The sequence below is a fragment of the Halobacteriovorax vibrionivorans genome (assembly GCF_003346865.1).
Classification (GTDB): domain Bacteria; phylum Bdellovibrionota; class Bacteriovoracia; order Bacteriovoracales; family Bacteriovoracaceae; genus Halobacteriovorax_A; species Halobacteriovorax_A vibrionivorans.
On sequence record NZ_QDKL01000001.1, the window covers coordinates 217,625 to 242,722 of the forward strand.

25 protein-coding genes and 1 tRNA gene are annotated in these 25,098 nt (G+C 35.3%); 15 read left to right on the forward strand and 11 right to left on the reverse strand.

Annotation, left to right across the window (positions count from 1 at the left end; all coding sequences use genetic code 11):
- Nucleotides 1–4: 4 nt before the first annotated feature.
- Both DAY19_RS01095 and nth read right to left on the reverse strand, forming a co-directional pair.
- Nucleotides 5–691, reverse strand: coding sequence for an alpha/beta hydrolase (locus DAY19_RS01095; RefSeq protein WP_114705341.1), 687 nt, complete (start codon nt 689–691; stop codon nt 5–7).
- Nucleotides 688–1,338: an endonuclease III gene (nth, locus tag DAY19_RS01100; protein WP_114705342.1), complete on the reverse strand. Its 651-nt coding sequence runs from the start codon at nt 1,336–1,338 to the stop codon at nt 688–690. Before nth ends, DAY19_RS01095 begins: the two co-directional genes overlap by 4 nt.
- Nucleotides 1,339–1,404: 66 nt before the next feature.
- Between nth and yidD the strand changes: the two genes are divergently transcribed.
- Nucleotides 1,405–1,644, forward strand: coding sequence for a membrane protein insertion efficiency factor YidD (gene yidD, locus DAY19_RS01105; RefSeq protein WP_370454608.1), 240 nt, complete (start codon nt 1,405–1,407; stop codon nt 1,642–1,644).
- Nucleotides 1,644–2,996 carry a D-alanyl-D-alanine carboxypeptidase gene (locus tag DAY19_RS01110; protein WP_114705344.1) on the forward strand — a complete coding sequence of 451 codons (1,353 nt, stop codon included), beginning with the start codon at nt 1,644–1,646 and terminating at the stop codon, nt 2,994–2,996. The genes yidD and DAY19_RS01110 overlap by 1 nt, the downstream gene beginning before the upstream one ends.
- Here DAY19_RS01110 and DAY19_RS01115 read toward each other — a convergent pair.
- The 4 genes from DAY19_RS01115 to priA all read right to left on the reverse strand — a co-directional run bounded on the left by DAY19_RS01115 (nt 2,982) and on the right by priA (nt 7,930).
- Complete coding sequence (locus DAY19_RS01115; RefSeq protein WP_114705345.1) at nt 2,982–3,737, reverse strand: PhnD/SsuA/transferrin family substrate-binding protein; 756 nt, start codon at nt 3,735–3,737, stop codon at nt 2,982–2,984. The two genes, DAY19_RS01110 and DAY19_RS01115, sit on opposite strands and share 15 nt — an antisense overlap.
- 4 nt (nt 3,738–3,741) lie before the next feature.
- On the reverse strand, nt 3,742–5,190 hold the full coding sequence (locus tag DAY19_RS01120; protein WP_114705346.1) for a sensor histidine kinase: 1,449 nt from the start codon (nt 5,188–5,190) through the stop codon (nt 3,742–3,744).
- 92 nt (nt 5,191–5,282) lie between these two features.
- Nucleotides 5,283–5,888, reverse strand: a complete 606-nt coding sequence (locus DAY19_RS01125) for a LysE family translocator (RefSeq protein ID WP_114705347.1) — start codon at nt 5,886–5,888, stop codon at nt 5,283–5,285.
- A 5-nt stretch (nt 5,889–5,893) separates the two neighbouring features.
- Complete coding sequence (gene priA / locus DAY19_RS01130; RefSeq protein WP_114705348.1) at nt 5,894–7,930, reverse strand: replication restart helicase PriA; 2,037 nt, start codon at nt 7,928–7,930, stop codon at nt 5,894–5,896.
- 57 nt (nt 7,931–7,987) lie between these two features.
- Between priA and lgt the strand changes: the two genes are divergently transcribed.
- Nucleotides 7,988–8,767, forward strand: coding sequence for a prolipoprotein diacylglyceryl transferase (gene lgt, locus DAY19_RS01135; protein WP_114705349.1), 780 nt, complete (start codon nt 7,988–7,990; stop codon nt 8,765–8,767).
- 37 nt (nt 8,768–8,804) lie between these two features.
- Here lgt and DAY19_RS01140 read toward each other — a convergent pair whose 3' ends face one another.
- Nucleotides 8,805–9,308 carry a hypothetical protein gene (locus tag DAY19_RS01140; protein ID WP_114705350.1) on the reverse strand — a complete coding sequence of 168 codons (504 nt, stop codon included), beginning with the start codon at nt 9,306–9,308 and terminating at the stop codon, nt 8,805–8,807.
- 99 nt (nt 9,309–9,407) lie between these two features.
- A complete protein-coding gene (cysS, locus tag DAY19_RS01145; protein WP_114705351.1) occupies nt 9,408–10,868 on the reverse strand; it encodes a cysteine--tRNA ligase in 1,461 nt (486 codons plus the stop codon).
- 54 nt (nt 10,869–10,922) lie between these two features.
- Here cysS and DAY19_RS01150 point away from each other — a divergent pair, with 54 nt between their 5' ends.
- The 4 genes from DAY19_RS01150 (at nt 10,923) to arsB (ending at nt 14,477) form a co-directional block, all read left to right on the forward strand.
- Nucleotides 10,923–12,248 (forward strand): dihydroorotase, encoded by a 1,326-nt coding sequence (locus tag DAY19_RS01150; RefSeq protein WP_114705352.1) that lies wholly within the window; start codon nt 10,923–10,925, stop codon nt 12,246–12,248.
- A gap of 1 nt (nt 12,249) precedes the next feature.
- Entirely contained in the window at nt 12,250–12,663 is a 414-nt protein-coding gene (locus DAY19_RS01155; RefSeq protein WP_114705353.1) for a PH domain-containing protein, read from the forward strand.
- Nucleotides 12,664–13,048: 385 nt separating this feature from the next.
- A complete protein-coding gene (locus DAY19_RS01160; RefSeq protein ID WP_114705354.1) occupies nt 13,049–13,465 on the forward strand; it encodes an arsenate reductase ArsC in 417 nt (138 codons plus the stop codon).
- Between the two features lies 1 nt (nt 13,466).
- Nucleotides 13,467–14,477, forward strand: a complete 1,011-nt coding sequence (arsB, locus tag DAY19_RS01165) for an ACR3 family arsenite efflux transporter (RefSeq protein WP_114705355.1) — start codon at nt 13,467–13,469, stop codon at nt 14,475–14,477.
- Here the strand turns inward: arsB and DAY19_RS01170 are convergent.
- Together DAY19_RS01170 and DAY19_RS01175 are read right to left on the reverse strand one after the other, a co-directional pair.
- Nucleotides 14,474–15,310, reverse strand: coding sequence for a hypothetical protein (locus DAY19_RS01170; protein ID WP_114705356.1), 837 nt, complete (start codon nt 15,308–15,310; stop codon nt 14,474–14,476). The two genes, arsB and DAY19_RS01170, sit on opposite strands and share 4 nt — an antisense overlap.
- A 9-nt stretch (nt 15,311–15,319) precedes the next feature.
- Complete coding sequence (locus tag DAY19_RS01175; RefSeq protein WP_114705357.1) at nt 15,320–15,529, reverse strand: hypothetical protein; 210 nt, start codon at nt 15,527–15,529, stop codon at nt 15,320–15,322.
- Between the two features lie 241 nt (nt 15,530–15,770).
- On the opposite strand from DAY19_RS01175, the gene folE2 reads away from it, so the two are divergent.
- From folE2 to DAY19_RS01215, 8 genes are all read left to right on the forward strand, one after another.
- A complete protein-coding gene (gene folE2, locus DAY19_RS01180; RefSeq protein ID WP_114705358.1) occupies nt 15,771–16,709 on the forward strand; it encodes a GTP cyclohydrolase FolE2 in 939 nt (312 codons plus the stop codon).
- Between the two features lie 118 nt (nt 16,710–16,827).
- Nucleotides 16,828–16,903: transfer RNA gene (locus DAY19_RS01185), tRNA-Val, on the forward strand.
- A gap of 376 nt (nt 16,904–17,279) precedes the next feature.
- Nucleotides 17,280–17,780 (forward strand): hypothetical protein, encoded by a 501-nt coding sequence (locus DAY19_RS01190; RefSeq protein WP_114705359.1) that lies wholly within the window; start codon nt 17,280–17,282, stop codon nt 17,778–17,780.
- Between the two features lie 97 nt (nt 17,781–17,877).
- The gene (locus tag DAY19_RS01195) at nt 17,878–18,663 is read left to right on the forward strand and encodes a helix-turn-helix domain-containing protein (RefSeq protein WP_114705360.1); all 786 of its coding nucleotides are present in this window, start codon (nt 17,878–17,880) and stop codon (nt 18,661–18,663) included.
- A gap of 1 nt (nt 18,664) precedes the next feature.
- A complete protein-coding gene (locus tag DAY19_RS01200) occupies nt 18,665–19,213 on the forward strand; it encodes a hypothetical protein (protein WP_133296852.1) in 549 nt (182 codons plus the stop codon).
- 257 nt (nt 19,214–19,470) lie between these two features.
- On the forward strand, nt 19,471–19,965 hold the full coding sequence (locus DAY19_RS01205; protein WP_114705362.1) for a hypothetical protein: 495 nt from the start codon (nt 19,471–19,473) through the stop codon (nt 19,963–19,965).
- Between the two features lie 159 nt (nt 19,966–20,124).
- Entirely contained in the window at nt 20,125–20,913 is a 789-nt protein-coding gene (locus DAY19_RS01210; RefSeq protein ID WP_133296853.1) for a hypothetical protein, read from the forward strand.
- Nucleotide 20,914: 1 nt separating this feature from the next.
- Nucleotides 20,915–21,499 carry a hypothetical protein gene (locus tag DAY19_RS01215; RefSeq protein ID WP_114705364.1) on the forward strand — a complete coding sequence of 195 codons (585 nt, stop codon included), beginning with the start codon at nt 20,915–20,917 and terminating at the stop codon, nt 21,497–21,499.
- Between the two features lie 19 nt (nt 21,500–21,518).
- Here DAY19_RS01215 and DAY19_RS01220 read toward each other — a convergent pair whose 3' ends face one another.
- Nucleotides 21,519–24,980, reverse strand: coding sequence for a hypothetical protein (locus DAY19_RS01220; RefSeq protein WP_114705365.1), 3,462 nt, complete (start codon nt 24,978–24,980; stop codon nt 21,519–21,521).
- Between the last annotated feature and the right edge of the window lie 118 nt (nt 24,981–25,098).

Sequence of the window (25,098 nt, forward strand, 5' to 3'; positions counted from 1 at the left end):
CATATTATTCTCTTCCTTCTTCTAAGAAGCGTTGCAATTTATTTAAAATAGGCATCGGAATTTCATGGCCACCTTCAAAATGATGAAATTCATATTGATCAACTTTTTCCAAATAGGTTTTTAGCTTTTCACTTAAAAAATACGGTAAAACAGGATCACCTGTACCATGAGATTGGAAAATAGGAATATGTCTTATATGTTTAGTATTTTCAGCGATATGTGTTTCATCAAATAATGTAGAAGAAAGTAAAAAGAGGCGGTCCACAAGAGCTGGCTCTTTGTATGCAATAGCTAAGCTCATCATTGAGCCTTGTGAGAATCCACCTAAGTATAATTCTTCACTATTCTTTTTAATTTCTTTTATAAGATGGATTAATCGGTCTCGCATATCTTCAATTCCATCTGGTACCACTTGAGAGAAGAAGTCCTCTACTCTTTGGGCCATCATTGCCTGTTGCAGTCCCATCATATCAATTGGAAACCATGCACTTCCTTTCATCCCCATACCAATATCAACTTTTAAAGGCCCATCAACAAAGTACCAGTTTAGCTCTTCTTTTGGATCTAGGTATTGATATAAAGGAGCGAGGTCCTGAAAGCTAGCACCGTAACCATGCAGTACAACTACAGACTTCTTTGTGCTTCCTTCATGTAATAGAATATCAAAATCATTAATTCGAGTTACTCTCATTTCTTTGTCTCTACTTTTGATTTACGGTTTGGATATACGTGACGACAGATTGGGCACTCTAGGCCAAAACATGACCTTGCTTTACAATACTCTCGGCCATAGAAAATAATTTGAAGATGAAGTTTATTCCAAAGCTTTCGAGGAAAAAGCTTCTTACAATCTTCTTCTGTTTGAACGACATTCTTTCCTTTTGTTAGACCCCATCTTTGAGCTAGTCTATGAATATGAGTATCAACAGGAAAAGCTGGGACATCAAAAGCTTGTGCCATAACAACAGATGCAGTTTTATGACCTACTCCAGGTAGCTTTTCAAGCTCTTCAAAACTAGCAGGTACTTCGCCTCCATGCTCACTTACAAGAATTCTTGAAAGGTCGTAAATCGCCTTAGATTTTCTCGGTGAAAGTCCACAAGGCTTGATGATCTCTTTAATTTCATCTTGAGATAATTTCATCATATCTCGAGCATTATCAGCTTTAGCAAACAGGGCCGGAGTCACTTGATTAACTCTTTCATCAGTACATTGCGCAGATAAAAGAACTGCAATGAGCAAAGTGAACTCATTCGTATGGTCAAGTGGTACAGGTGTCTCAGGATAAAGCTCTTCTAAGGCCTCTACAATATAGTCTGCTCTTTCTTGTTTTAACATTTTCTATTCCTATTAATTTGATCACAAAAATTTAGCAAATTATGAATGAAAATGCTAAAATAACGCATAATGAGATACGTATTCATCAAATTAATCCGTTTTTATCAAATGGCAATCTCTCCATTTCTCGGTAGTAATTGTCGCTATACACCGACATGTTCACAATATGGAATAGAGGCTTTTCAAAAACTACCACTCCATATCGCAACTTGGAAGACAATAAAGCGTATCGCAACTTGTCATCCATGGTCAAAGGGAGGTTACGATCCCGTACTTCCAGAATGCAGTCACAAGGATAAACATTAATGATCAAGATATTACTTCTGGCCTTGGCCCTTAATACTAGTGCAAACACAATCAAAGATTTAGAAAAAGAATTTCTACAAAAAGGCGACACGCTGAGCTATTACATTGCAGATGAAAATGGAAAAGTAATTTCATCTAATGAAAATCAAAATTTAATACCAGCCTCTATTTTTAAGATTTTCTCGGCATATTATATTCTCGATAAACTTGGAACAAATTTTCATTTTAGTACGTCGATTAGCTATCGTGGCGATATTGAAAATGGCACTTTAAAGGGTGATCTCATTTTGAATACTTCTGGAGACCCATACCTATTAACACCACAAATCTTTGACTTGATTGAATCTGTTGCACAAGAAGGAATAAAAAAAGTAGATGGTAACCTTGTGGTGGTTAACAATTTCGTTAATATTGAACGTATTGGAACCGTAGGTCTAGATGATCAACCATACAATCAAAGTATTTCAGGCTTTAATCTAAATTTTAATCGTTTTAAATCAATTGGACGCTCAACACAGAAATCAATTTTCCCAAAACATGATGGCTTTCAAACAATAAGTTCACAGAAATCACTTGGCCCAGGTGTTGGCTTTAAAAATCAGAATAAGAACAATCAAGATATTGAAAAGTGGCAATATACGAATACAAAAGATTACTTTGTTGAAGTACCCATAAGAAACTCTTTAGCATTTAATGCTTACTATTTTAAAAAGCAACTTGAGCAAAGAGGTATAAGCACTTCAGGAATTAAGATTACAAATAAAGAACAAAGCGAGACAAAAAGACTTAATACAATAAAGTCACCATCTTCTCTTGATCTTGTTAAGTTGGCCATGGAGTACTCTAATAACCTTTTCATTGAGACTTTAACTTTGAAGGCAACAAATAAAGAAAACTTAGCAGATGCTGCAAAGAAAATGATTAAAGATCTTAAAATTAAAACAAAAGGTAAAATCGAAAACAGTTCAGGACTGACAACAGAAACAAGAATAACACCAAAAGAAATCGTAAACTTTATCCAAGAGAATGCAAATCAAAAATTTGGTAGTCATTACTTCATCAACTTACTTTCAATCACAGGGCATAGCGGTTCTCTCCATCGTAAATATCTTAACGATGATGGCTTTGAGAAATTCCGCTATAAAACAGGCAGCATCGATTATGTCTATAATATCTGTGGCCAAAGTTTTGAAAAAACAAAGAGAACATTTTGTATAATGATTAATAATTTGCAAAAAAGAAAGTTAGTCGATGGTAAGAATACCAATAGGACAGAAAGACTCAGAGAAGAAGCTAAAGGTTGGCGTAGAGCTAAAGAACGATTTAGCGAGCTCCTCTTACTTCAAATGTAGAACTTCTCTTAAGTATGTACTGTTTTTCAATAATGGAAATAATTTTTCGATCTCATCTATTGAAATAGGACTATTGGGACGTGCCAGAACTTTAAAGTTATGAACTTGATCTATTTTTTCACTAACCACAAGTTTATCTTTATCTTTTGGATGTGTCTTTAAATACATTTTTAGAAATGAGTCGTTAATGACTGTAATATCTCCCTTACCTCTAAGAATATTCTTTATATTTCCTTCAAGAGAGTTTGTGTAAATGAGATTCTTATCCTTAACATCATATGATTTAAACTTCAGAAAACCATAATGGAATCCACTCTTTAGTAGAATAACTTTTTCACGAAGATTAGCGAATATTACTTGTTGATTTTTTAGCCTTGGATCTTTTTTAGCGATATAGTAGTCCTTACCGGTAGCAAAAACTTTTGTTTCATTTAACTTTATATTTCTATTGCTCCATCCCCAGATCGAATTTTCGAAAAATATAATATCATAAATACCATTTTCAAGATCTCGATACCTTCTTCGAGGAGATGTTTCAACGATCTTAAATTGAAACTTATTTTGATTTTCATTGAGGTACTTAATTAAATCCACAAGAATTCCTGACGCAACTTGATCTGTACGAGAATAAAAAGGTGGAATAATATACATTCCTACTTTTACCTCAGTTTTCGATGCTTCAAGATTCAAGCTTGAAAATGACAATATAAGAATAAGAATTAAACTCTTAATCGATCTCATTTACTTAATTCACTCCTGTGGAAAGAGGAAGAGTTAAGGTAAAAGTTGTTTTCTTTGAAGAGTCGTCATAGATAAGCTCTCCACCATTTTTAACCATCATCTCATGAGATAAACTGAGTCCAAGTCCTGTTCCCTTATTTACATCTTTAGTAGTAAAGAATGGATCCATTATACGATGAACGATCTCTTGTGGAATACCATCTCCACTATCAACAACTTCAACAATCTGCTTACTTTCAGTATTAAAAAACTTAACGTGAATAAATCTTTCATCTAGATTTTCAACTGCATCAATAGAGTTATTTATTAGATTCACAAGAACTTGATATAATTGTGTTTTATTAGCGTAAACTCGATGGCCATCTTCATAATGAAATGACATTTCAATATTCTTTTCTGTAAGTCGACTGTTACAAATCGTACCAACAATCGACTCTAATTCTTTTACTTCAACAAACTCTTTTTCATTCAATGAATCAGATCGAGAAAGAGTTTTCATACTCGTTACAATCTCGCTTATTCGTGTCGTAGCATTATCAATTTTACTTAAAAAATCATTCGCTTTGCTACTGTCATCACCTAATTGTCTTTTAAGCCTTGCAATATTCCCGGAGATTATAAAAAGTGGATTATTGATTTCATGAGCAATCCCTGCGGCCATTTGTCCAAGACTTGCTAACCTTTCTGAAACGAGACTTCTCTCTTTTTGAATATAAAGCTCTCTCGACTTCTCAGCGATTCTTTCACCTAATTCATCATTATATTGCTGTAATTTCTCATCTCTAAATTTGATCTCTTTTGTGGCGTAATTAAGAGTTTTTGCAAGTATCGATAATTCAGAAAGATAAAAGTCTTCCTTTACAATTCCATACTCTCCATTAGCATTTCTCTTTAGAGTTGAAACAAAGTAATTTAGTGGTTTGATTAGTAAGTAATAACAAACGATTGCAACAATAAGCAAAGTGAAAAAAAGAGTTAAACTAAACCATAGTCCTAAAAATGAAAATATCTTTCCACTATCACGAACAATTGAGATATTGCTAAAATCGATAATGGCCTTTCCTATAAGTCGATCTCGATAAATAATATCAAACTCTTCAGTCATAATTTGATGAGGTAAAACTCCATTGCCAACTGGGTGCTCCCTATTGACTTCAGATAGCAAGTTACCTTCTTCATCTTCTATTTTAATAGAAACAACTGATTCCTCATCATCATAAATAAATGCTTGAGAGATATTACCTATATACTGAGAATTCAAGTTCCATACTGGAACTTTAAGAGATTCAACAATCTGCTTTGAGATCGACTTACGGTGTTCTTTAAAGTCTATATCATTTTGTTTGATGTACCTGTCGAAAACAATAAAAGCTAAACCTGAAAAACAAAGACAAAGGACAACTCCAACAATCATTGGGATTAAATAAGAAGAGCGTTTAATGGTTGGCTTCATGTGAGATAATTTACTAGGAGAAAAGCACGATTACAATATCTTAAATAAACAATTGATATTTTAACTCAATGAGAAAATATAACTATATGAATTTATTTGAAACTAGAAGATACCATCCAAATTCCAACACCAATCAGAAGGAAACCAAAGAAGTATTGCGCTGTTTTGCCACCTAAAATATGTGATAAACGATTACCTAAAAAGAACCACGCCAAGTGTGCACTGGCCCCGCCTATAAATAAAATCACACTAAACAATGAAAGGAAAAGTGTTCCTTCATCTATGAAGGGTGAATATACACTTATCGTAAATACTAAAAATTTAGGATTTAAGGCCTGAAAGATAACACCTTCAATAAATGATGGACCTTTTAAACTTTCATCTTCTTCTTGATTATCTTCAATTGAAATTTTTTTAATACTCGTTAGGCTCTTATAGGCCATATAGAATAAATAGAGAGCTCCAAATATTGGAAGATATGTCATGAGCGTCTTATGCTTCATGATAAAGTCAGTCGCTCCATATAGACAAATTAGTAGTCCAGAGATCGTTGAAAGCCATAGTCCTAAGATGAAAGGTAGCGTCTTTTTGAAACTAAAGGTGCCGCCAAGTCCAGCAAGGGTTATGTTGGCAGGCCCCGGTGAGTACACAAGAGGTGCAACAATAAAAATAAAACTAGTGAGAATTTTGGTTATCATAAGACTTACGTATCCATTGGGTCGACATCAATTTTAACTGAAAAAGAATAATCGATTTTATTTTGAGACCTAAAAACTTGCAACACTTGGTTTAACTCTCCCCCATTTTTACACATAAGAGTCATACTCCAAGTAAATAAATTTGCACGTCGTTCAATCATTGCTGGAGTCGGTCCCCAAACCTGCGCATCGATTCCCATCTTATCTATTAGCATACGTAGTCTATTAATTTCATGAGTTAGATCAGAAATAATCTTTTCACGATTTCGACCTGAAACATGGATATTTGCCATTTTCGTATATGGTGGAAAGAGACCAAATTCTCTCGTATTTAATTCATAATCATAAAAGCCATTGAAGCTATGTGACTTAATAAAATCAAACATTGTATTATCAGGAAGCATCGTTTGAATCGCAACCTTAGCATGATTTGAATAACGTCCTGCTCTTCCAAGAATTTGAACAATCATTTGATATGCTTTTTCCATGGCCCTAAAGTCTGGAAAGTTTAACATTGAATCTGTTCCAAGTATTAGAACGAGATTTACTTTTTTAAAATTGTGACCTTTCGATAGCATCTGTGTACCGACAAAGATGTCAATTTCGCCTTTATGAAAACGGTCCAATTTATCTTCTAGCTTTTCAAGATTTGTGATTTCGTCACGATCAAAGCGTTCTATCTTCTTTTGAGGATAAAAGTCTTGAAGAACTTCTTGCAACCTCTCTGTTCCAAAGCCTTTTTGGAGAAGGTTCATATTTCCACACTCTGGACAAATTTCAGGACGAGGAATCTGATAATCAGAATGGGAGCTAGAAAGAATATTTTTATTTTTAAAGTATCTAAGCGGAACCCCTGTATTTGGATCTTCGAATTTATAACCACAACTACGACATTGGAGGTAATTTGAAAAACCAAGGCGATTAACAAAGACAAGGACTTGTTCATCACGATCTAAAGCTTCGCTAATCATATCCATCGACTTCTTCTCAAAAGGCCAAATCGATAGAGCATCCATATCTTTTTTCTGCCCGTGAGAGCGTGAATCTAATAATTCGATTTCAGGGAAACCGCCAGCGACCCTCTTTTCCAACTTAAAATAATTATCGGGCTTAAGTTGGGTGAACGTAAAATAATTTTCTAAGCTTGGAGTGGCACTACCAAGAACAACTGGTGCATTAAATAGCTGGGCCTTTTTAATGGCCACATCTCTTCCGTTATAAGGACAACGATCTGTTTGTTTAAATGAGCTGTCATGCTCTTCATCAACAATAACAAGACCTAAATTTTCAACAGGAAGAAAAACACTTGAGCGTACCCCCATTAGAAGAACAGGACGATCGGACTTCTTTAAAAACTTCCAAATTGAATTCTTATGTGAAGGAGTTACTCCTGAATGATATGGAAGTACAGGGCAGTCTAGATACTTTTTAAAAGTCTCCATAAACTGAGGAGTTAAATTAATTTCAGGAAGAAGAAAGAGAACACTCTTTCCTTTCTTTAATACTTCTTTAATTAGATGAAGATAAATAAGCGTCTTACCAGAGCCCGTTACTCCATGAATAAGGAAACGATCAAAGCCAGATTCAAGCCTTGCACTTATATTTTCATAAATTGGTTTCTGGTCAGGACTTAATTCATGTTCAAAGTCTTGATTAAGTCCAAACTCTGTCTCTACTTCTCGTGGTCTCTTTAAAATCTTAGGTAAACAATCCCAAACAAGCTGTCCAAGATTATAGTGATAATAGCGAGACATCCAAGAATAAAGCTTCATTTCACTTTTTGATAAGCTAAACTCTGGAGCTAATACTTCATTAACAGGTTTTAGTTTATACTTTGCAAGAGTTGCTTCAAGATCTTCATTAGAGATATTAAATTCTGTCACGACACCTTTGGCCTTTCGTCTCCCCAAAGGTACTTCCACAAGAGAGCCGACAGGAATCTCCTCTCCTAAGGTTTTATAGGTTAAGATACTTGGAAGCTTTGGATAGTTGACCGCGACTTGGCAATAATGTTGAGCGTTCAGCTTGTTAACGTCTTGCATAAGAATAATTTTTAAAAAGTAAGTGTAAAAGCTACACTAAAACCATACAATAAGTATATGATTACATGGAATGTTGATCCAGAAATATTTAGGATTGGACCTGTCGCGGTTCGTTATTACTCACTTATGTTTATCCTTGGCTTCTTTATTGGCGAGCGATACTGTCGTCGCTATCTAATTAAAGAGAAAGGGTTTACAACAGATCAAGTTAGCTCCCTCTTAAATTATATGATAGCTGGTTGTATTATCGGGGCCAGACTAGGCCACTGCTTATTCTATGAGCCCGGCTACTACTTAAGTAACCCTCTCGAGATCCTCTATGTTTGGAAAGGTGGACTTGCCAGCCACGGTGGTTTCCTAGGTGTTATTATCTCTATCTATATCTTTAAGAAAAGAGTAAAGGATGTTCCACTACTTTGGCTTCTTGATCTTGTCGCTGCACCTTCATTAATGACAGGTGGTTTTATTCGCCTTGGAAATCTCTTTAACTCAGAAATCCTTGGCCATCCATCTAATCTTCCATGGGCATTTAAATTTGTCCGTGCCGATAATATTGCACGCCATCCAGCTCAATTATACGAGGCCTTAGGCTTCTTTGCTATCTCAGGTGTTATTTACTTTCTCTATTCAAAGTTTCATAAGAAATGGCAAGCGGGACGCTTTCTTGGACTTATTTTTATTGGTGGGTTCACTTGGCGATTTATTGTTGAATTCTTTAAAGAGAATCAAGTTGCCTTTGAACAAGGGATGATTCTAAATATGGGACAACTTTTGAGTATACCTCTAATTATTGCAGGTATAATTCTTGTCTTCTATAAACCAGTTGAAAAAAAATAAAAAAGGAAGCTTAAAGCTTCCTTTTCTTATATTCTTATTATTTGCAATAAGATAAATCTAATTCATCTAGCGTGTCATATATTCTAGACTTACCAAAGAATGATCCCCAAAGATCAATTCCAGTCATTCTATCAAGAGCAGCATCTGCTAAATCGAGATTCTTATTATAAGCAAATGAATTTGCGATTGCTCCTACTAATGAACCTTTTTGACCTTCAAGAGGAAGACCGTAGCAGTCCATATCATTTTTAATATAATCGTAAATATCAATCATTCGCTCTTGGCCCATTGAGTTTGCAGAGTAATACTTTAATACCCCACCTTCAACAACCGTAAACTTTTCAATTAATCGATCAACTGTTTCTTGAGAAAGCTCCTCACAAAGTCTCTTCTTCTTACTTTTTGAATCTCCATTTTGAAGTTCAACAATCACTTCATTTGTTGCCTTAACAAAGCAATTAACAAATTCTTTTGAATTAATTTGTGCAAATGATGAAGCTGAAACAATCATCAAAGTAGCTGAAATTATTAGTTTTTTCATGGGTTCTCTCCTCTTGTCATATGTATGTATATTTAAAAAATATCACAAGAAGAGAGTCTAGATTAAAGATTTGGAAGTATTACATACGGTGTTCAAGCTTTAAACACGAACAGACCAAGTGACCTCGTCACCACTTTCTTGGAAATCAATTCCAAGAGCATTTAACTCATCACGAGCAGAATCAGCGGCATCCCAGTCCTTAGCAGCACGAGCATCAGCACGTTTAGCAAGAAGCTCTTCAACCTTTTCTAGGGCAATCCCCTTTCTTCTGATTTGAACTTCTTTAATCTCATTTAAGAACTGCTCAGGGTCCATTGCAAATAAAGCACTCATACGGCCATACTTTGCTATCCATTCAGAAAAGGCAATTGCAGTTGGAGCAGAATTTACATCCTTTGCCTTCTTTTCAAGATTAAGGGCATTGAAAGTTTTAACGGCTTCATAAATTGCTGACATCATCTCACTAGTATTGAAATCATCATTACAAGCCTTTTCAATTTTCTTATCAAGACGTGACAATTCTTCTGCTAACTTCTTATTAACTTTAGCTGAATCATTTGTCGCAAAAGTTGCTGCATGCTTTGCAACTTGAAGTGCACGATAAACTCTAATTGATCCGCTAAAGGCTTGATCAATCTTCTCATCAGTCACATCAAGCATTGAGCGATAGTGAGTTGAAAGCATAATATATTTTAAAACTTCTGGATGATACTCATCCATGAATGCGCGAGCAGTGATGATATTCCCAAGGGACTTACTCATCTTCTCTCCACTCATATTGATGAAGTTATTATGCATCCAATAATTTACATACTTACATGAATTACATCCAACACCTTGAGCAATCTCGTTTTCATGGTGTGGGAAAATTAAATCGATTCCACCACCGTGGATATCAATTGATTTACCAAGGATAGATTTGATCATGGCAGAACATTCAATGTGCCAACCTGGACGACCTTTGCCCCATGGAGAATCCCATGATGGTTCACCTTCTTTGGCAGGCTTCCAAAGAACAAAATCCTTTGGATCTTTTTTGCGCTCGTCGACTTCGACTCGCTCTCCCGAATTTAATTCGTCTAGATTTACGCCCGATAACTCTCCATATGAATCTAGCTTTGTTGTCTCGTAGAAAACTTCTCCGTCAACAACATAGGCCATACCATTATCGATTATGCCTTGAACGTACTCAATAATTTGAGGAATATAATCTGTAACCTTCGGGTTATGAGTATGAGGACGTAGTCCTAGACGGCCAAAGTCTTCTTGGAAATATTTAATATAGCGCTCTGAGATCTCAAGTGAATCAACGCCTTCTTCATTTGCCTTATTAATGATCTTGTCATCAACATCAGTGTAATTATAAACGAAGTTTACATCGTAACCGATATGCTCCATCCAATTGCGGGCAAAATTAAAGAAGATTGGCCCTCTAAAGTTTCCAATATGAAGCGGCCCGTAAACCGTTGGACCACAAAGGTAGAGCTTAACTTTGCCTTCTTCTAACGGCTTAAAAGTTTCTTTCTTCTTTGTTAAAGTATTGTAAACTACTAGTGACACTATCAACTCCTCTATTTTTATGCAGATAGAATAACCGAAAAAGGGAAAACTGTCATGGAATTCGACTTAATCATCAAAAACGGAACTCTACACTCATCACAAAAAAGCTGGCAAGAAGATATCGGAATAAAGGACGCCAAGATAGTTAAATTAGCTAAATTTAGTGATGAAGAGCTTTCAAAAGCAGATAAAGTCATTGACGCGCAGGGACTCGATATCCTACCAGGACTTATCGACTCACAGGTCCACTTTCGCGAACCTGGTCTCACTCACAAAGAAGATATCGTTCACGGCTCAAAAGCTGCTGTCTTAGGTGGTATTTGTACCTTCTTTGAAATGCCAAATACAAAGCCGGCAACAACAACAGTTGAAGCAACGCAGGTCAAAGTTGATATCGCCCGCGAGACTTCATATGCCAACTTCGGCTTCTTCATTGGAGCAAGTGGAAAGAACCTTGATGAGCTTATCAAATCACAAGACATGGTTGGGTGCTCTGGGGTAAAGATCTTCCTAGGAAGCTCAACTGGGGACCTACTCCTTTATGATACAGATAAATTAGTTGAGATCTTTAAAACTCTTGATTGTCATATTTCAGTTCATAGTGAAAGTGAAGAAAGACTTCACGCTAACGTTGCCATTCGTGACAATGCCAATGGAGATGTTCACGCACATTATAAGTGGCGTGATGCCCAGACTGCTTTAGAGTCAACAAAAATGATTATCGAGGTGGCCAAGAAAGCTGGTCGCAAGGTTCATATTCTCCACCTCACAACAAAAGATGAAATTGAATTTTTAAAAGATCAAAAAGAGCATTGTACAATTGAGGTCACTCCTCAACACCTGACTCTCTTTGCACCAGATATTTATGACAAGATTGGAACGCTTGCTCAAATGAATCCACCAATTCGCACAAAGGACCATACAGATGGCCTATGGGAAGGTTTAAAAAATGGTGTGATTGATGTCTTTGGAAGTGATCACGCTCCTCACACTCTTGAAGAAAAAGATCAGCCATATCCTAAATCACCTTCAGGAATGCCAGGTGTGCAAACGATGCTACCAGTGATGCTAACTCATGTTCAAGCTGGACGACTTAAACTTGAAGATATCATCACTTACCTAGCAGAAAATCCAGCAAAACTCTTTAAGCTCAATAAGGGCTTTATCAAAGAAGGGATGGATGGAGATCTCACAATTCTTGATATGAAGAAGAAGTTCACAATTAAGAATGAGGATCAGGCTTCTAAAGTTGGTTGGACACCATTTGATGGAATGGAAGTTCAAGGAACGCCAACATACACGATTGTAAGCGGACAAGTTGCCATGGATCACGGCAAGGCCATTAAAGTTCAGGCCCAGCCGATCGTTCGAGGGAAGTAGGATGCGCTATCGAAGCAAGCTCGACCCTATTGTTTCCATCGTTCTTCTGCTGCCAATAGCTAATGCGATATTTAGACTAGTGTCGTTCTATCTTGCTAGTTCAATAATAGATCAAGGTTCTTTAATTTTTATTTTTATCTATGGAATCGTTTTAAGTTTAATATATTTTGGAATAATTTATGAAATTAAAGATGATGAGCTAATTGTTTCAAATCTTTTTATCAAGACTCGAATGCCAATTGCTTCAATTAAATTAATTAAGAAGTCTAAGAACTTTTTAGCTGCTCCCGCACTTTCACTTGATCGCATAAAGATTGTAAGTGATGAAAAATGGGTTTTAATTTCGCCAGTAAAAAAAGAAGAACTCATAAAACAACTCAAAAGAATCAATCCATTGATTGATCTTCAATTATGAAATAAATTTTTAAAAGTTAAATCTAAATTATTCAGAATTAAATTAATAATTTAAAAGAATGAAGTCCACCTTTATTTCTCTACCTCCAGTAAAGGAGGCTATAGCAATATAGGAGAAGTTATGGAGGACTTCATAAGGGTGATTTCTTTAATCATACTTATTTTAGAGTTTGTAATTCTAATTTTAAGTTGGTCAAAGTAATCTTTGGGGGTGAAGTTACTGCTTCGCCCCACCTTATGAATTTTAGCATAATTTAAGACCCGAATTCATCTATTTTTTCTGAATTATTTCCACACCAACCAAATCTTAACAATTTAGAACTACTATAATTACAATTGAATTTGTAATATTAAGTTCACTTTATTTGATTTATAAAAGGTATGTAATGAAAAAGAATATCTTATTCCTATGTACGGGGAATTCGTGTCGCTCTCAGATGGCCGAAGGTTGGGGCAAAGCGCTCAATGGCAACAAGTATAACTTCTACTCCGCTGGAACAAAGAAGCATGGCCTTAATCCTTATGCCGTAGCTGTCATGAAAGAAGCAGGCGTTGATATTTCAAATCATGAATCAAAAACAACGGATGAAATAAAAGAGAAAATGGATATTGTCATCACAGTATGTAGTGACGCAAATGAAAACTGTCCCTACTTTCCTGGTGGCAAGATCATACACATCGGTTTCGATGATCCTCCTCGCCTCACTAAAGACCTTAGTGACGAAGAAGAGATTCTTAAGATTTACCGACGCGTTCGCGACGAAATAAAAGAAGTGATTATTAATTTAGAAGAGAGAATATAAGATGGGATTTTTTGAGCGCTATTTAAGTATTTGGGTAACTATCTGTATCGTCGCAGGTATTATTCTAGGAAAGGTCCTTGGTTCATCAATTTCAATTTTAAGTGAGATGAATATAGCGACTGTTAATATCCCTGTTGCTATTCTTGTTTGGCTGATGATATTTCCAATGATGGTACAAATTGATTTTAATTCCATTGCTGATGTTGGAAAAAATCCCAAAGGTCTAAGCTTAACAATTGTCATCAACTGGCTAATTAAGCCTTTTACAATGGCCTTCTTTGCATGGTTATTCTTCTCAAAAATTTATGCTGCTTACTTAAGTCCAGAGCTTGCACAAGAATATATTGCGGGAGCAATTCTCTTAGGTGCTGCTCCTTGTACCGCCATGGTCTTTGTTTGGTCTTACTTAACAAAAGGTGATCCTGAGTACACACTTGTTCAAGTGGCCATTAATGATTTAATTCTTCTTGTTGCTTTCATTCCTATCGTTCAATTCCTACTTGGAGTCACAAGTATTTCTATTCCTTACGACACACTAATAAGTTCAGTCGTGATCTTTGTCGTAATTCCTCTACTTGCAGGCTATATCGCAAATAAAGTCTTAATTAAGAATTTTGGGATGAAATGGTTTCAAGAGGTCTTTATGGCACGCCTTAAACCAGTTTCAATTGTTGCTCTTTTAACAACCCTTGTTCTACTCTTTGCCTTTCAAGGGGAAAAAATCTTAGCGAACCCGCTTCACATTCTTCTGATAGCAATTCCTCTTACAATTCAGACTTACTTTATCTTCTTTGTGAGTTGGGGAATTGGTCGCAAGATGTGCTTACCACATAATATCTTGTCCCCTGGTTCAATGATTGGTGCCAGTAACTTTTTTGAACTTGCTGTGGCCGTTGCTATTGCTCTTTTTGGACTCAACTCAGGAGCGGCCCTAACAACTGTTGTGGGAGTTCTTATTGAAGTTCCGGTTATGCTTAGTCTTGTTAAGATTGCAAATAAATGGCGCTATTAATTCTCAAATAATTTGGCAGTTCCTACAAGCTTTCCATCATCGTAGTAATTTGCCATCTTCATTCCAAACTTTGTCACAAAGTGAATGAAGGTATTATCGACGATTCGAATAACAAATGAGCCATCCTCGCCATTTAAGATATTACGATTACCACCTGTACCTCGCGAGTGGGAATAATTCTTTCCATTTTCATCATATAAGAGAATTTCTGATTGCCCGTCAGTTCCCTTCCCATCATCTGATGAAAAGTAGTCGACATTTAAAACTATACGGTGGCGCTGACCTTTGTATTTACCATCAAAAAAATTAATTTGCCCCGCATAAGAACCATTAATTTTTCGTAGCTCTTTTGCATCATTAATCACTTTTGATTTTGCTAAAAAGACAGTTGGTTCAGTTATCGCTGGAATTGGAGAATACTTCACCATCTCATATACTTTAGGCTCTTGAGGTGCGCTCACATCAGAAGTCTTACTAGGCATGCCCCATCTTGATTCATTATCTTTATCAGTATTTTGCTTTGGCGCTAATTTTTCTCTTATTGAATTTCTTGCAATGAAGTCCGTTGGATCTTTCATGATCTCTTTTACTTCATCTTCTTGAACCTTAACTTTTTCAAGTCCAAGGGCCGCTAAGAATAAAGTAAAGGCTTGCGCAAGGGCCTCATCCCCCGCCTTATCAATAACTGGAACTTCCTTGATCACTTCGACTTTCTTTTCTTTGATAACTTCAACTTCTTTGATTTGAACTTCAGGCTTTGGTATTTGAGATCTTCCAATAAAGAAACCAGCTCCCAGGCTGGCGATGACAGCAATAATTAATGTTGGCTTCACTATTCTTCCTTAATTTAAAATATGAAGTGTTTCCTCTGTTCCATATGTGCAGTTTTCACATGTCACCTCTTCATGAATATAGAGGTTATCGTGATCGGCTAAATGAGTCACAGTGAATTTGGCCCCACATTTAGGGCAACATTCAATTTGCTTTTTTACGTCTTCAATTTCGCCAAAGTAACGTACGAAATTTTCGACTTTTACGGACCTTTCCTTCATATCAAGCTCCTCGTCACCTTCTATTTTACCGTATTTACTGAAATTTCGCATATTAAATGAGGTTATTTCATAAAAAACAACAACTTATGTTCATTAACTAATTGGTAATACACTGTATAGCCTTATAATTACTACGGAGTTCGTTTGCCAAAAGTCCTTGAACACGTTAAAACGTGCTATTATTAATAAAACGTAAGGTTGGACCACACCTACCTCTGCATAAGGAACAAAAGGACACACTATGAAAAACATCGAAGCGCTTAGAAATAGCAGCGAAGATATCTTAAACTGCCAGATCAAAGATGATACTGGACTTAATGATTTCCAAAAAACGGCGAATGACGTGCATATCGCAATTCCAAAAGTTGGGATTGAGAGATTTCGTATTCCACTAAATTTTGAACACAGAGATGGAAGTGTGCGCTCAACTGACGCACAAGCTTCAATGTTTGTTTTCTTAGAAGCACACAAGACAGGTGCAAACATGTCTCGCTTCTGTAACATCCTTCAAGCAGAAGGACTTGAGAAGAACGTTAATAACGAATTCTTCGCAACAGTACTTAGAAGATACCGTACAGATCTTCGTGACTATGATACAGAACCATTGATTCCACAGGCCCACCTAACGCTAGACTTTAACTATCCAGTTAAGCAACAGTCACTAAAATCAGGAAACTGGGGTTGGCAATACTACAATGTATCAATGGAAGGAATTGAAGGTCGTGATGGTATTCCATACATCAATTTAACACTTAAGTATGAATACTCATCGACATGCCCATGTTCTCTTTCAATGTCTAAGCAATATGAAGAGCAATACAGAAATGGTGAAACAACGGAAGGAAGTGGTATCGCTTCTGCTCACTCACAAAGATCAGTTGCTACGATTACTGTTAAATACAAAGCAGAGTCGAAATTTCATGTTGAGGACTTAATTGAACTAATGAGAATCGCACTTCCTACAGAGACTCAATCTCTTGTTAAGAGACTTGATGAGCAGGCATTTGCAATCTTAAACGGTGATAATCCAATGTTTGTTGAGCACTCTACAAGAAGAATCTCAGAGGTTCTAAACTCTGAAAAAGAAATCCTAGACTGGCAGGCCAAGGTTGAGCACCTAGAAAGCTTACACAGCCATAATGCTGTCGGATATATCAGAAAAGAACACCCAAAAGCATAAGAAATAGAAGGCCTCTAAATAAGAGGCCTTTATTTTATCAAAAAAATATTATATTTTTTAAATTTCTATATTGACAACTAAGGGTGAAATCCTTATTCTAACTCCACTTCAAATCGGAGGGCGATTAGCTCAGCTGGGAGAGCGCTACCCTTACAAGGTAGATGTCGGCAGTTCGATCCTGTCATCGCCCACCACTTTTTTTCAGTGGAAAACCTCCAAAGAAATTCAAAATAAATTATTCGGAACTCTTTAGAGTTCTTTTTTTTTGTTTGCAGCATTTGCAGGAGCAAATGATGCAATTCAACCCGCGAGTCCCACGATGGGACGAGTCGAGTACCTCAATTTGAAAACTATAAAGCCAATCATTGAAGATTATTATTTTTAATTGGTGACATATAAATACTCATGACAGTGAATTTCGAACTCTTTACTGCCATTGTCCAAGAAAAATTCAATATACTTTGTGTTTTTTAGACATAACAATTCGTAAAAAATATAACCTCCACATCAAAACAACTTAATTAATTAAAGGCTTCAACAAATTGAATGTCTAATAAACCGGAGGAATTTATGAAAAAAATTATCGCACTTGCTGCTGCACTACTAAGCGTTTCAACTTTTGCACTATCTGCAAACGATTCTTGGGATACAATCAAGTCTGAAGTATCTGCTGATTGGGATCTTTCATTTGCTGGAACAACTGTATTTGTTGGTCGTCCAGTTAGCGCATTTGACGTATGTCTAGACGGTGACCAATTTGTTACAACTAGAGAATTCCCAATTTATGAAATCGTTAAAGTTGGAAAATCTCACCCAGAAGCTGACGAAGATGGATATGCATCAGTAATCGTTGGATACGAAATCCTTTCTTTCCCAACAACTTACACTTCATATAAAGAAGTTTGTAGAAACGATGACAAAAACTGTAAGAGAGTTCCTTACACAGTTAACCAAGACCTAACTAAGAACGTATCTGTAAAAGAAGTTGTTAGAAGAAACGTTGGTTCAAATGATCGTACAATTGAAAAGACACTTTTCAAGAAAGAATACGTAATCCCAGCTTGTAACTAATAAATTCAATAGCTTAAGCGTTTTCCCTAAGGCGCTTAAGCTATACTTTTTATAGCATGAGTAGATCTAACAATCTGTTCATGCTATTCCAAGTTCTATGGATAAAACCAACTCCCCACATATCGGCCAAGAACCTCTTGGGCTTATCGATCAAGTCGTTAATGATTTGACTGATAATCTGAAAAGCTATCGCAATATAAAAATTGGCGTAAGACTTATCTCTGATAAAAGTGGAGTTAGTGAAAGGACAATTTATCGATTACTGGCCAAGGAAAATAAGCCTACATACCAAACACTTCTAAAGCTTTACCGAGCTATTTATAACACTAATAATGACACACTTTTATTATCTCTAGTTCCTAAAGTGATTAAGAACGAGATTAATAAGTGTAATCCAAATAGAGCAAGTGAAGGTATTCAGTTTCACGAGAATATTGAAACTCAAATGTTATATGATCGAACTTTTGCTGAGATTTATATCTTAGCGGCATGTTCACCAATAACCAATGAGCTAATTCAATATCGCTACGGTATGAGTGGAATGCTAACTTTAGAAAAGATGCTTGATATGAAAGCGCTCCGACAGACAAAGGCGGGACTGTATACCCTTGGAGAGAATCAAACGAATTTCAGCGCAAAAACACTTAAGCGCTTAGGAATGTCACTAATTGAAAAGTATAGTAAACCACAAGATGCAGAAGACTATGGAAATAATATCATCGGCTTCTACGCAGAAGGTTTGAGTGATGAAGCTTATAACCGTTGGCTTGAAGTCGACGCTAAGGCTTTTGAAGAAAAGATAAAAATTGCAAATGAGAGTAAATCAAAAGGAACAAAGAGATCTTTTACATTTATGGTAACAGATACTTTGAATGAGAAATAATATGAAAGAACTAATAATAATTTTAGCATCCCTTTCTATCTATGCAGGCGTAGGAGGAGTTTCAGGTGGACCAAAGCCAACGAAAGATGACTTTGCAAAACTAGGACCAAATACATCATGGGATAAGATTCTAAATGCTAAAAAACTAAGTGATGACATCAAAATAGAAGGCACAACTGTCTTTGTCTCAAGGCCAGTAAGTGCATTTGATACATGTCTTGATGGAGATATTCTCAGAACAACAAGAGAATTTCCTAAGTACGAGAGAGTTAAAGTTGGCAAAACACATTTTGGAGCAGATGAAGACGGATATAAATATGTCAAAGTTGGAACTGAAAAGTTAAGCTTCCCTATCACCTACACAACATGGGATAGAGTTTGTGCAAACAATGGCAAGAGATGTCGAGAAGTAACGAAAGAAGTTACAACTGAAACCATAAAAAAGGTGAAAGTTAAAAAAGTAAAAGTCTATAAAAGCAATAGTGATAGGCTTAGAGAAGTAATTCAGGACTCTTTTAATAAAGAATTTATCATTCCTTATTGTCAGTAGATGAACAATTCAAAATAAATTAAGCCGCTAGTAATAGCGGCTTTTTTTTTGCAAAATATGGACAAAATCTTCAAAAATCTTCATTTGTCCTAAAAAACCAAGATTCTTATGACAATGTCGATAAAAATCCCATTAATCGAGTGGAAAAATTGTCACTTTAATTCAATCAAATTAATTTCATCTCATCAAAACAACTAAATAAGAAACAAATTGTTTAAACAACATTTCAAACAATTTAATAACAACCGGAGGAATTTATGAAAAAATTAATCGCACTTGCTGCTGCATTACTAAGCGTTTCATCTTTTGCACTATCTGCAAACGACACTTGGGATCACATTAGAGAAGAAGTTAAAAATGACGTAAACCTAGTTATGTCTTCAGGGTACTCAGTATTCATGGGAACAACTAGAACTACAGCTTTTAACGTATGTGTTAACGGTGAAAACTTCAATACAACTAAGCCATTCCCAATCTACAAGTACGTTAGAACTAACAGAGGTGGAGATAATGATAACTTCAAGAAAGTAATCGTTGGTTACGAAATTCTTTCTTTCCCAATCTCAAGAGTTGTAACTAAAGAAATTTGTTACGGAAAAAACGACAACAGATGTAAAACTTATACAGAAGTTGAAACTCAATCAGTTGTTAAAGACATCACAATTTCTAAGTTAGTTCGTCGTGGTGGAGATCGTGATGACAAGCTAGTAGAGCTTTTCACAAAATCATACGAAATCCCAGCTTGTAACTAATTACGAGTAAGGATCTAGGCAAGTGCCTTTTCCCTAAGGGGCACTTGCTAATATAAAAAGGCCAAGACACGTTCTTGGCCTTTGTAATTTTTACTACTTAAATGTTTTTAATTACGAAACTGGCCCAATTACCGTATAAATTGAAGCATAATGAGAGAAATGACTACAAATGATATCAACAACTTAAAAGATACAACGACCCTTGATCTAAAAGGACAAGTTGCACTCGATATCACGACACATCTCAAACAATTTCGTGATGAATCAATAGGTCTAAGAAAACTATCAGAGAAATCTGGAATCCATCAAAGAACATTAAAACGATTATTGGCCCAAGAAAACCGACCTGGTTATCAAACACTAGTAAGACTTTATAGCTGTCTAGCTGAAAGTCCTAATGGCGGCCTTATGTTAAAGAATATTCCAGAAAGAGTTGCAAAGGAAATTGAAAAAAGATCTCCTATATCAACAAAGGGTAATCTTCAATATAGCGAAGAAGCAAATCAAGAAATGCTCTATGATAAAGTTTTTGCAGAGATTTACTGTCTTGCCTCAATGTCACCAATTACAAGCGAATATATTCAATATCGCTATGGTATGAGCGGCGTTGAAACAGCAGATAAAATGCTAGACCTTGGAGTTTTAAAACTTACAAAAAAGAATACATACACAATTGGTGATAAACAGATAGAGTTTTCTCCTAAACTTGTAAAAAGGCTTGGTTTAAACTTAGTTGAAAAATATTCGAAAACAGAAGATGTTGATCTTGCTGAAAAAAACCTAATCGCATTTTATGCAGAAGGCTTAAGTCCCGAAGGTTATCGAAAGTGGCTAAAAATTGACCAAGAAGCTTTTTATAAAAAAATTAATGTGACTAAGGAAGAAGGAATGCTTGGTGAAATCAAGACATTCACTTTTATGGCCACAGACACAATGAGAAAGGATTAAAATGAAGAATCTAGTATTTATAATATTAATTGGACTTAGCCTAAATACCGTCGCAGGAACTGGCGGAATTAATGGATTCCTAGAACTTAAAAATGACCGCATTGACGCAGGAACTGGCGGTGTAGTTGGTGGAGTTGACGATCTCGATGAACTAAAAGATAAGAACTGGAATATCATTAGAGATCGTGTAAGAAATGACTATAACCTTGATCTTCAAGGTGATATTGCCTTTGTTGGTAAAATAGTATCGGTATTTAACGTTTGTATTGAAAACGACAAACTAAGATCAATTAAGAAAATGCCTGTATACAAAAGAGTATGGCTTGGTGGAAGTAGAGAAAATGATCGATTTAAAGATGTTTTAGCTGGATCAAAATACTATTCATATCCGATTGAGTCTGAAAGTGAAGAAAGAAGGTGTTATGGCCGTAAAGATAATCGCTGTAAAGTTATAAAGAAAGTACGTAGACAAAGCCTAAGTCCAAGTATTACTTTAAGAAAAGATATTACGCGAAATAATAGAAACGGTGATAGAAAATACGTCGAAATCTTCACTAAAAAATACGACATCCCATATTGTAATTAGAAAAATTAATCCTAGGCGCTTATATACTAACGCCTAGGTTTTTTCTATTATCAACAACTACTAAACGAATTGAGTTATCACTAATCTTAAAACGGATGCCATCTGTAAACTTCCCTTTTATATTATCTTTAAGAAGTTCTTTAGTAAGCTCTTCATCACATCTTAGGTTTCCAGTTACTGTAACTGAAAGATCCCCAGATTGAATTAGAGTGATTTTAACAAATTCAATTCGAGAAAATACAAATGGTAAAGATTCGATATAAGAGATTAAACCTTTTTGATATTTGGCCGTCTTGATTCTATCAACAGCACTCTCATTGATATATAGACTTGCATCAAATTCTATTTTTGAAAGAGCTATCTCTAAATCACTTTGAACTTCTTCAATCTTTATTTGTTTTTGAGTATTTTCCACCTCTGCCATAATAGGAGCGGCTTGCTCTTTAACAGATTTGATCTCAAAGCGACTTTGAGCTCTCTGGGCCTTTAAACTTCTGGCCTGACCTCTTAACATCTCTAGAGAGTTTACGATTGTCTTTGTCTTATTTTTTTCTTCTTGGAATTCGTCATTAATTAAAGAACATTCCTTTCTTAATTCATTAATTTCAATAGAAACACCTTCTAGAAGTTGACGTGTTGCTTTGTTTTCTTCTCTTTGTTTATTAAGACGTCCTAAAAGCTCATCTCTTTGAATGAGAAGCTCACCTTTTTGTCTTGTGGCCTTATCAATTCCCTCTTCTAATGTTTCCTTATTTAGAAGAACAAGATTCAATTCATCTTCAGTCTTTTGAGAAGCGGCCAATGCTTCATTAAGCTTTTTCTTCTTTTGCTTAAACTCTTTCTCGACTATTTTCTTTTCGTCTAATTCAACATTTAAAAGCTCAAGCTTTTCTTGATGCTTATTTTCAACTTCACTTAATTCAATACTGCTTTTTTCAATTTCTGTATTAAGTTTTACGATTTCTTTTTTTGCTTCTCTAGTATCAACAGCAAGTTTTTTGATTTCTTGATTAAGTTGTACCTTTCTCGTAAGGTTTGACTCTAATTGATTTTCGGCTTCCTCGATTTCTGCTTCGATTGTCGCCATTGCAGCTCTAATATTGTAACAATCATTTTCAATCTTAGTTAATTCTTCATTACTAATAACTTGTTGATTGTTTAAGTCTTTATGCTTTGCAAGAAGCGTATCTCTTTTTAAAGTAAATTCTTGTAAATTACTTTCTTGATTTCTTTTTACACTATCAAGTTCATCTAGCTTTTGTTCTGTTGAGTTAATCATCTTTTCAATAACTTCAACTTCTGTTTTTAAAACCTGCTCTTTACTTCTCTTGTCCTCAACTTCTACTTCCAGCAGCTTCAGTTGCCCATCAAGATTTCTCTTATGTGTCAGATGTCTCTCATATGTATCGCTTTCTCTTTGGATTGCTACATCTAATTTAGAAATTTCTGTTTCTATAGATTCTTTTGCTTTCGATTTTTTATTCTTTATTCTCTCAACTCGCTTTGTATTGGACTTAAGCGATGATAGAGTATTTTCTTTACGTGAAAGTACATCTTTTAAATCGACTACTTTATTCTCTAGTTGCGAGATAATCTCGATATTTTCACTCGTTACTTCTTTATTATTGCTAATCTCTTCTTCTACTTGAGAGATTTTTCTTTCAAAATGAGCAACTTTCTCTTCAACACCTTCCAATTGTTGTACTGTTTGATCTAACTTAGTACACAATTCATCTGCAATTCTATTAAGTTTTGTATTTTCTTGGGCCAATTCTTCAATCTCTTGCCCCTTAGTTTCAATTCGCCCTTCACCGATCTCAATACGTCCCTTTAAACTTCCAATTTGTAAAAGGATTTCATTATTTGATTTAGTGATTTTCTCTTCATCTGCTAGAAGAATATTCATTAAATTATCTTGTTCTTGAATTTCTTCATTAAGAACATCTCTATTTCTCTTAGACTTTTCAACTTTAAGATTTAGAAGATCGATACTTTTTTCTAATTTAAGAGCTGTTTGAGAAAGACTCTCTTTTTCAGATAACAAACGACGTTTTTCGACATCAAGATCAAAAATTTCTTGTCTCAATTCTACTTCACGGCCTTTCTCTTCGTTAATCTCTAGTCTTAAATTCTTAATCTCATTAGATTCGTCTTGTATCTTTCTTTCGAGAGCTTCAATTTGTTTTTCACGATTTAAACAATTTGCAGTAGCCTGATTCTTCTTTGTTTCAAGCTCTTTAAGCGAAATTGTTAATCTTTCACTTTCACTATTTAGAGCACGAATTCTTTTTTCACTGTCAATACTTTCTGCAAGAATTAATTCATATTCTCTCTTTGTTTTCTTATAAGTTCGATCTAGCTCATCAAGTTCTAAGAGAGAGCTTCCCTCTCTTTCCCTTAATGATGTAATCTTTGTTTCTAACTCTTTTTGCTGAACTAGGTTTTCTTCAATTAATTTCTTGAAGCGTCCTGATTCTGACTTTAGCAGTTCCAAGTCAGACTCTAGCTCAAGCTTCTTTTTTTCTTGTGAATCTAGGTGGTAATTTAACTCTTTAAGTTGTGATTTCTCACTTTCTTCTTGAGTTTTAAGCTGTGAAGCCTCTGATTCGAGTCGATTAATTCGAGCTTTAATCTTGAGTATGCTCTGCTTAACAGTTTCTTGCTTTGAATTAACATCTTGCAACTCACTTACTTGATGAGCAAGTTTCTTCTCAAGTTCATTTTTGTGCTCATACGACGCCTCTAGGTCGTACTTCATTCTTTCATAAAGAGTTGCCTCTTCATTTTTCTTGGCCTTAACTTTCTGGCTCTTCTCGATTAATGAAGATATTTCACTATCAAGTTTAATTCTTTCAGTATTTAATAATTCAATTTGATCTTCTACTTTTTGAATTTCGATATTATCGCTTTCTATTTGTGAAAGTATTTTCTTAATTCGTTTCTTAGTATCCTTAATCTGGTTGCTTACACCTTCTTTCACTTCTGCATTACAAATTTTATTGCCACTAAGAACGTCTAGCTTACTCTTTAAAGTACCCTCTTCACCTTTTAATGTTGCAAGTTCAAGCTTGATCTTATTAATACTTTCTAATTTATCACCATGTGTTTTCGAAAGGCCTGTTACCTCTTCCTTTAAACTCGTAATACTTTTTATAACAAGCTGCTTTTGATCGATTAATTCTTTTAGTGATGACTCTTGAGACTTATTTAGAGATTTTATCTTATCTATTCTTTGTTCAAGAATTTCTTTATCCGCTATCTCATCTGTTAGATCAGACTGTAGTCGACGTAAATTATTTTCTGTTTTTTGAAGCTTTATACGCTGTACTTCAATATCTCTTTTTAGTGAATTATTTTCACTAATTGCTTCCTCAAGTAATCGTTGATCTTCAACAATTTTCTCAGCTGCCTGAGCAGTCATTGCTTTGATTTCTTCAGGGTTTTCTTTTACTTTTTTATTCTTTAAATTAAATAGATTCATAGGGTCCTCACTGCCCTATATTTTCTCACTAAATTGTCTTTAAATAAGCATGTGGCAAGATTTGCATTGGCGCGGTGCTAAGTCATTTATCACCAATTTTTTTAATCATATATTCAAT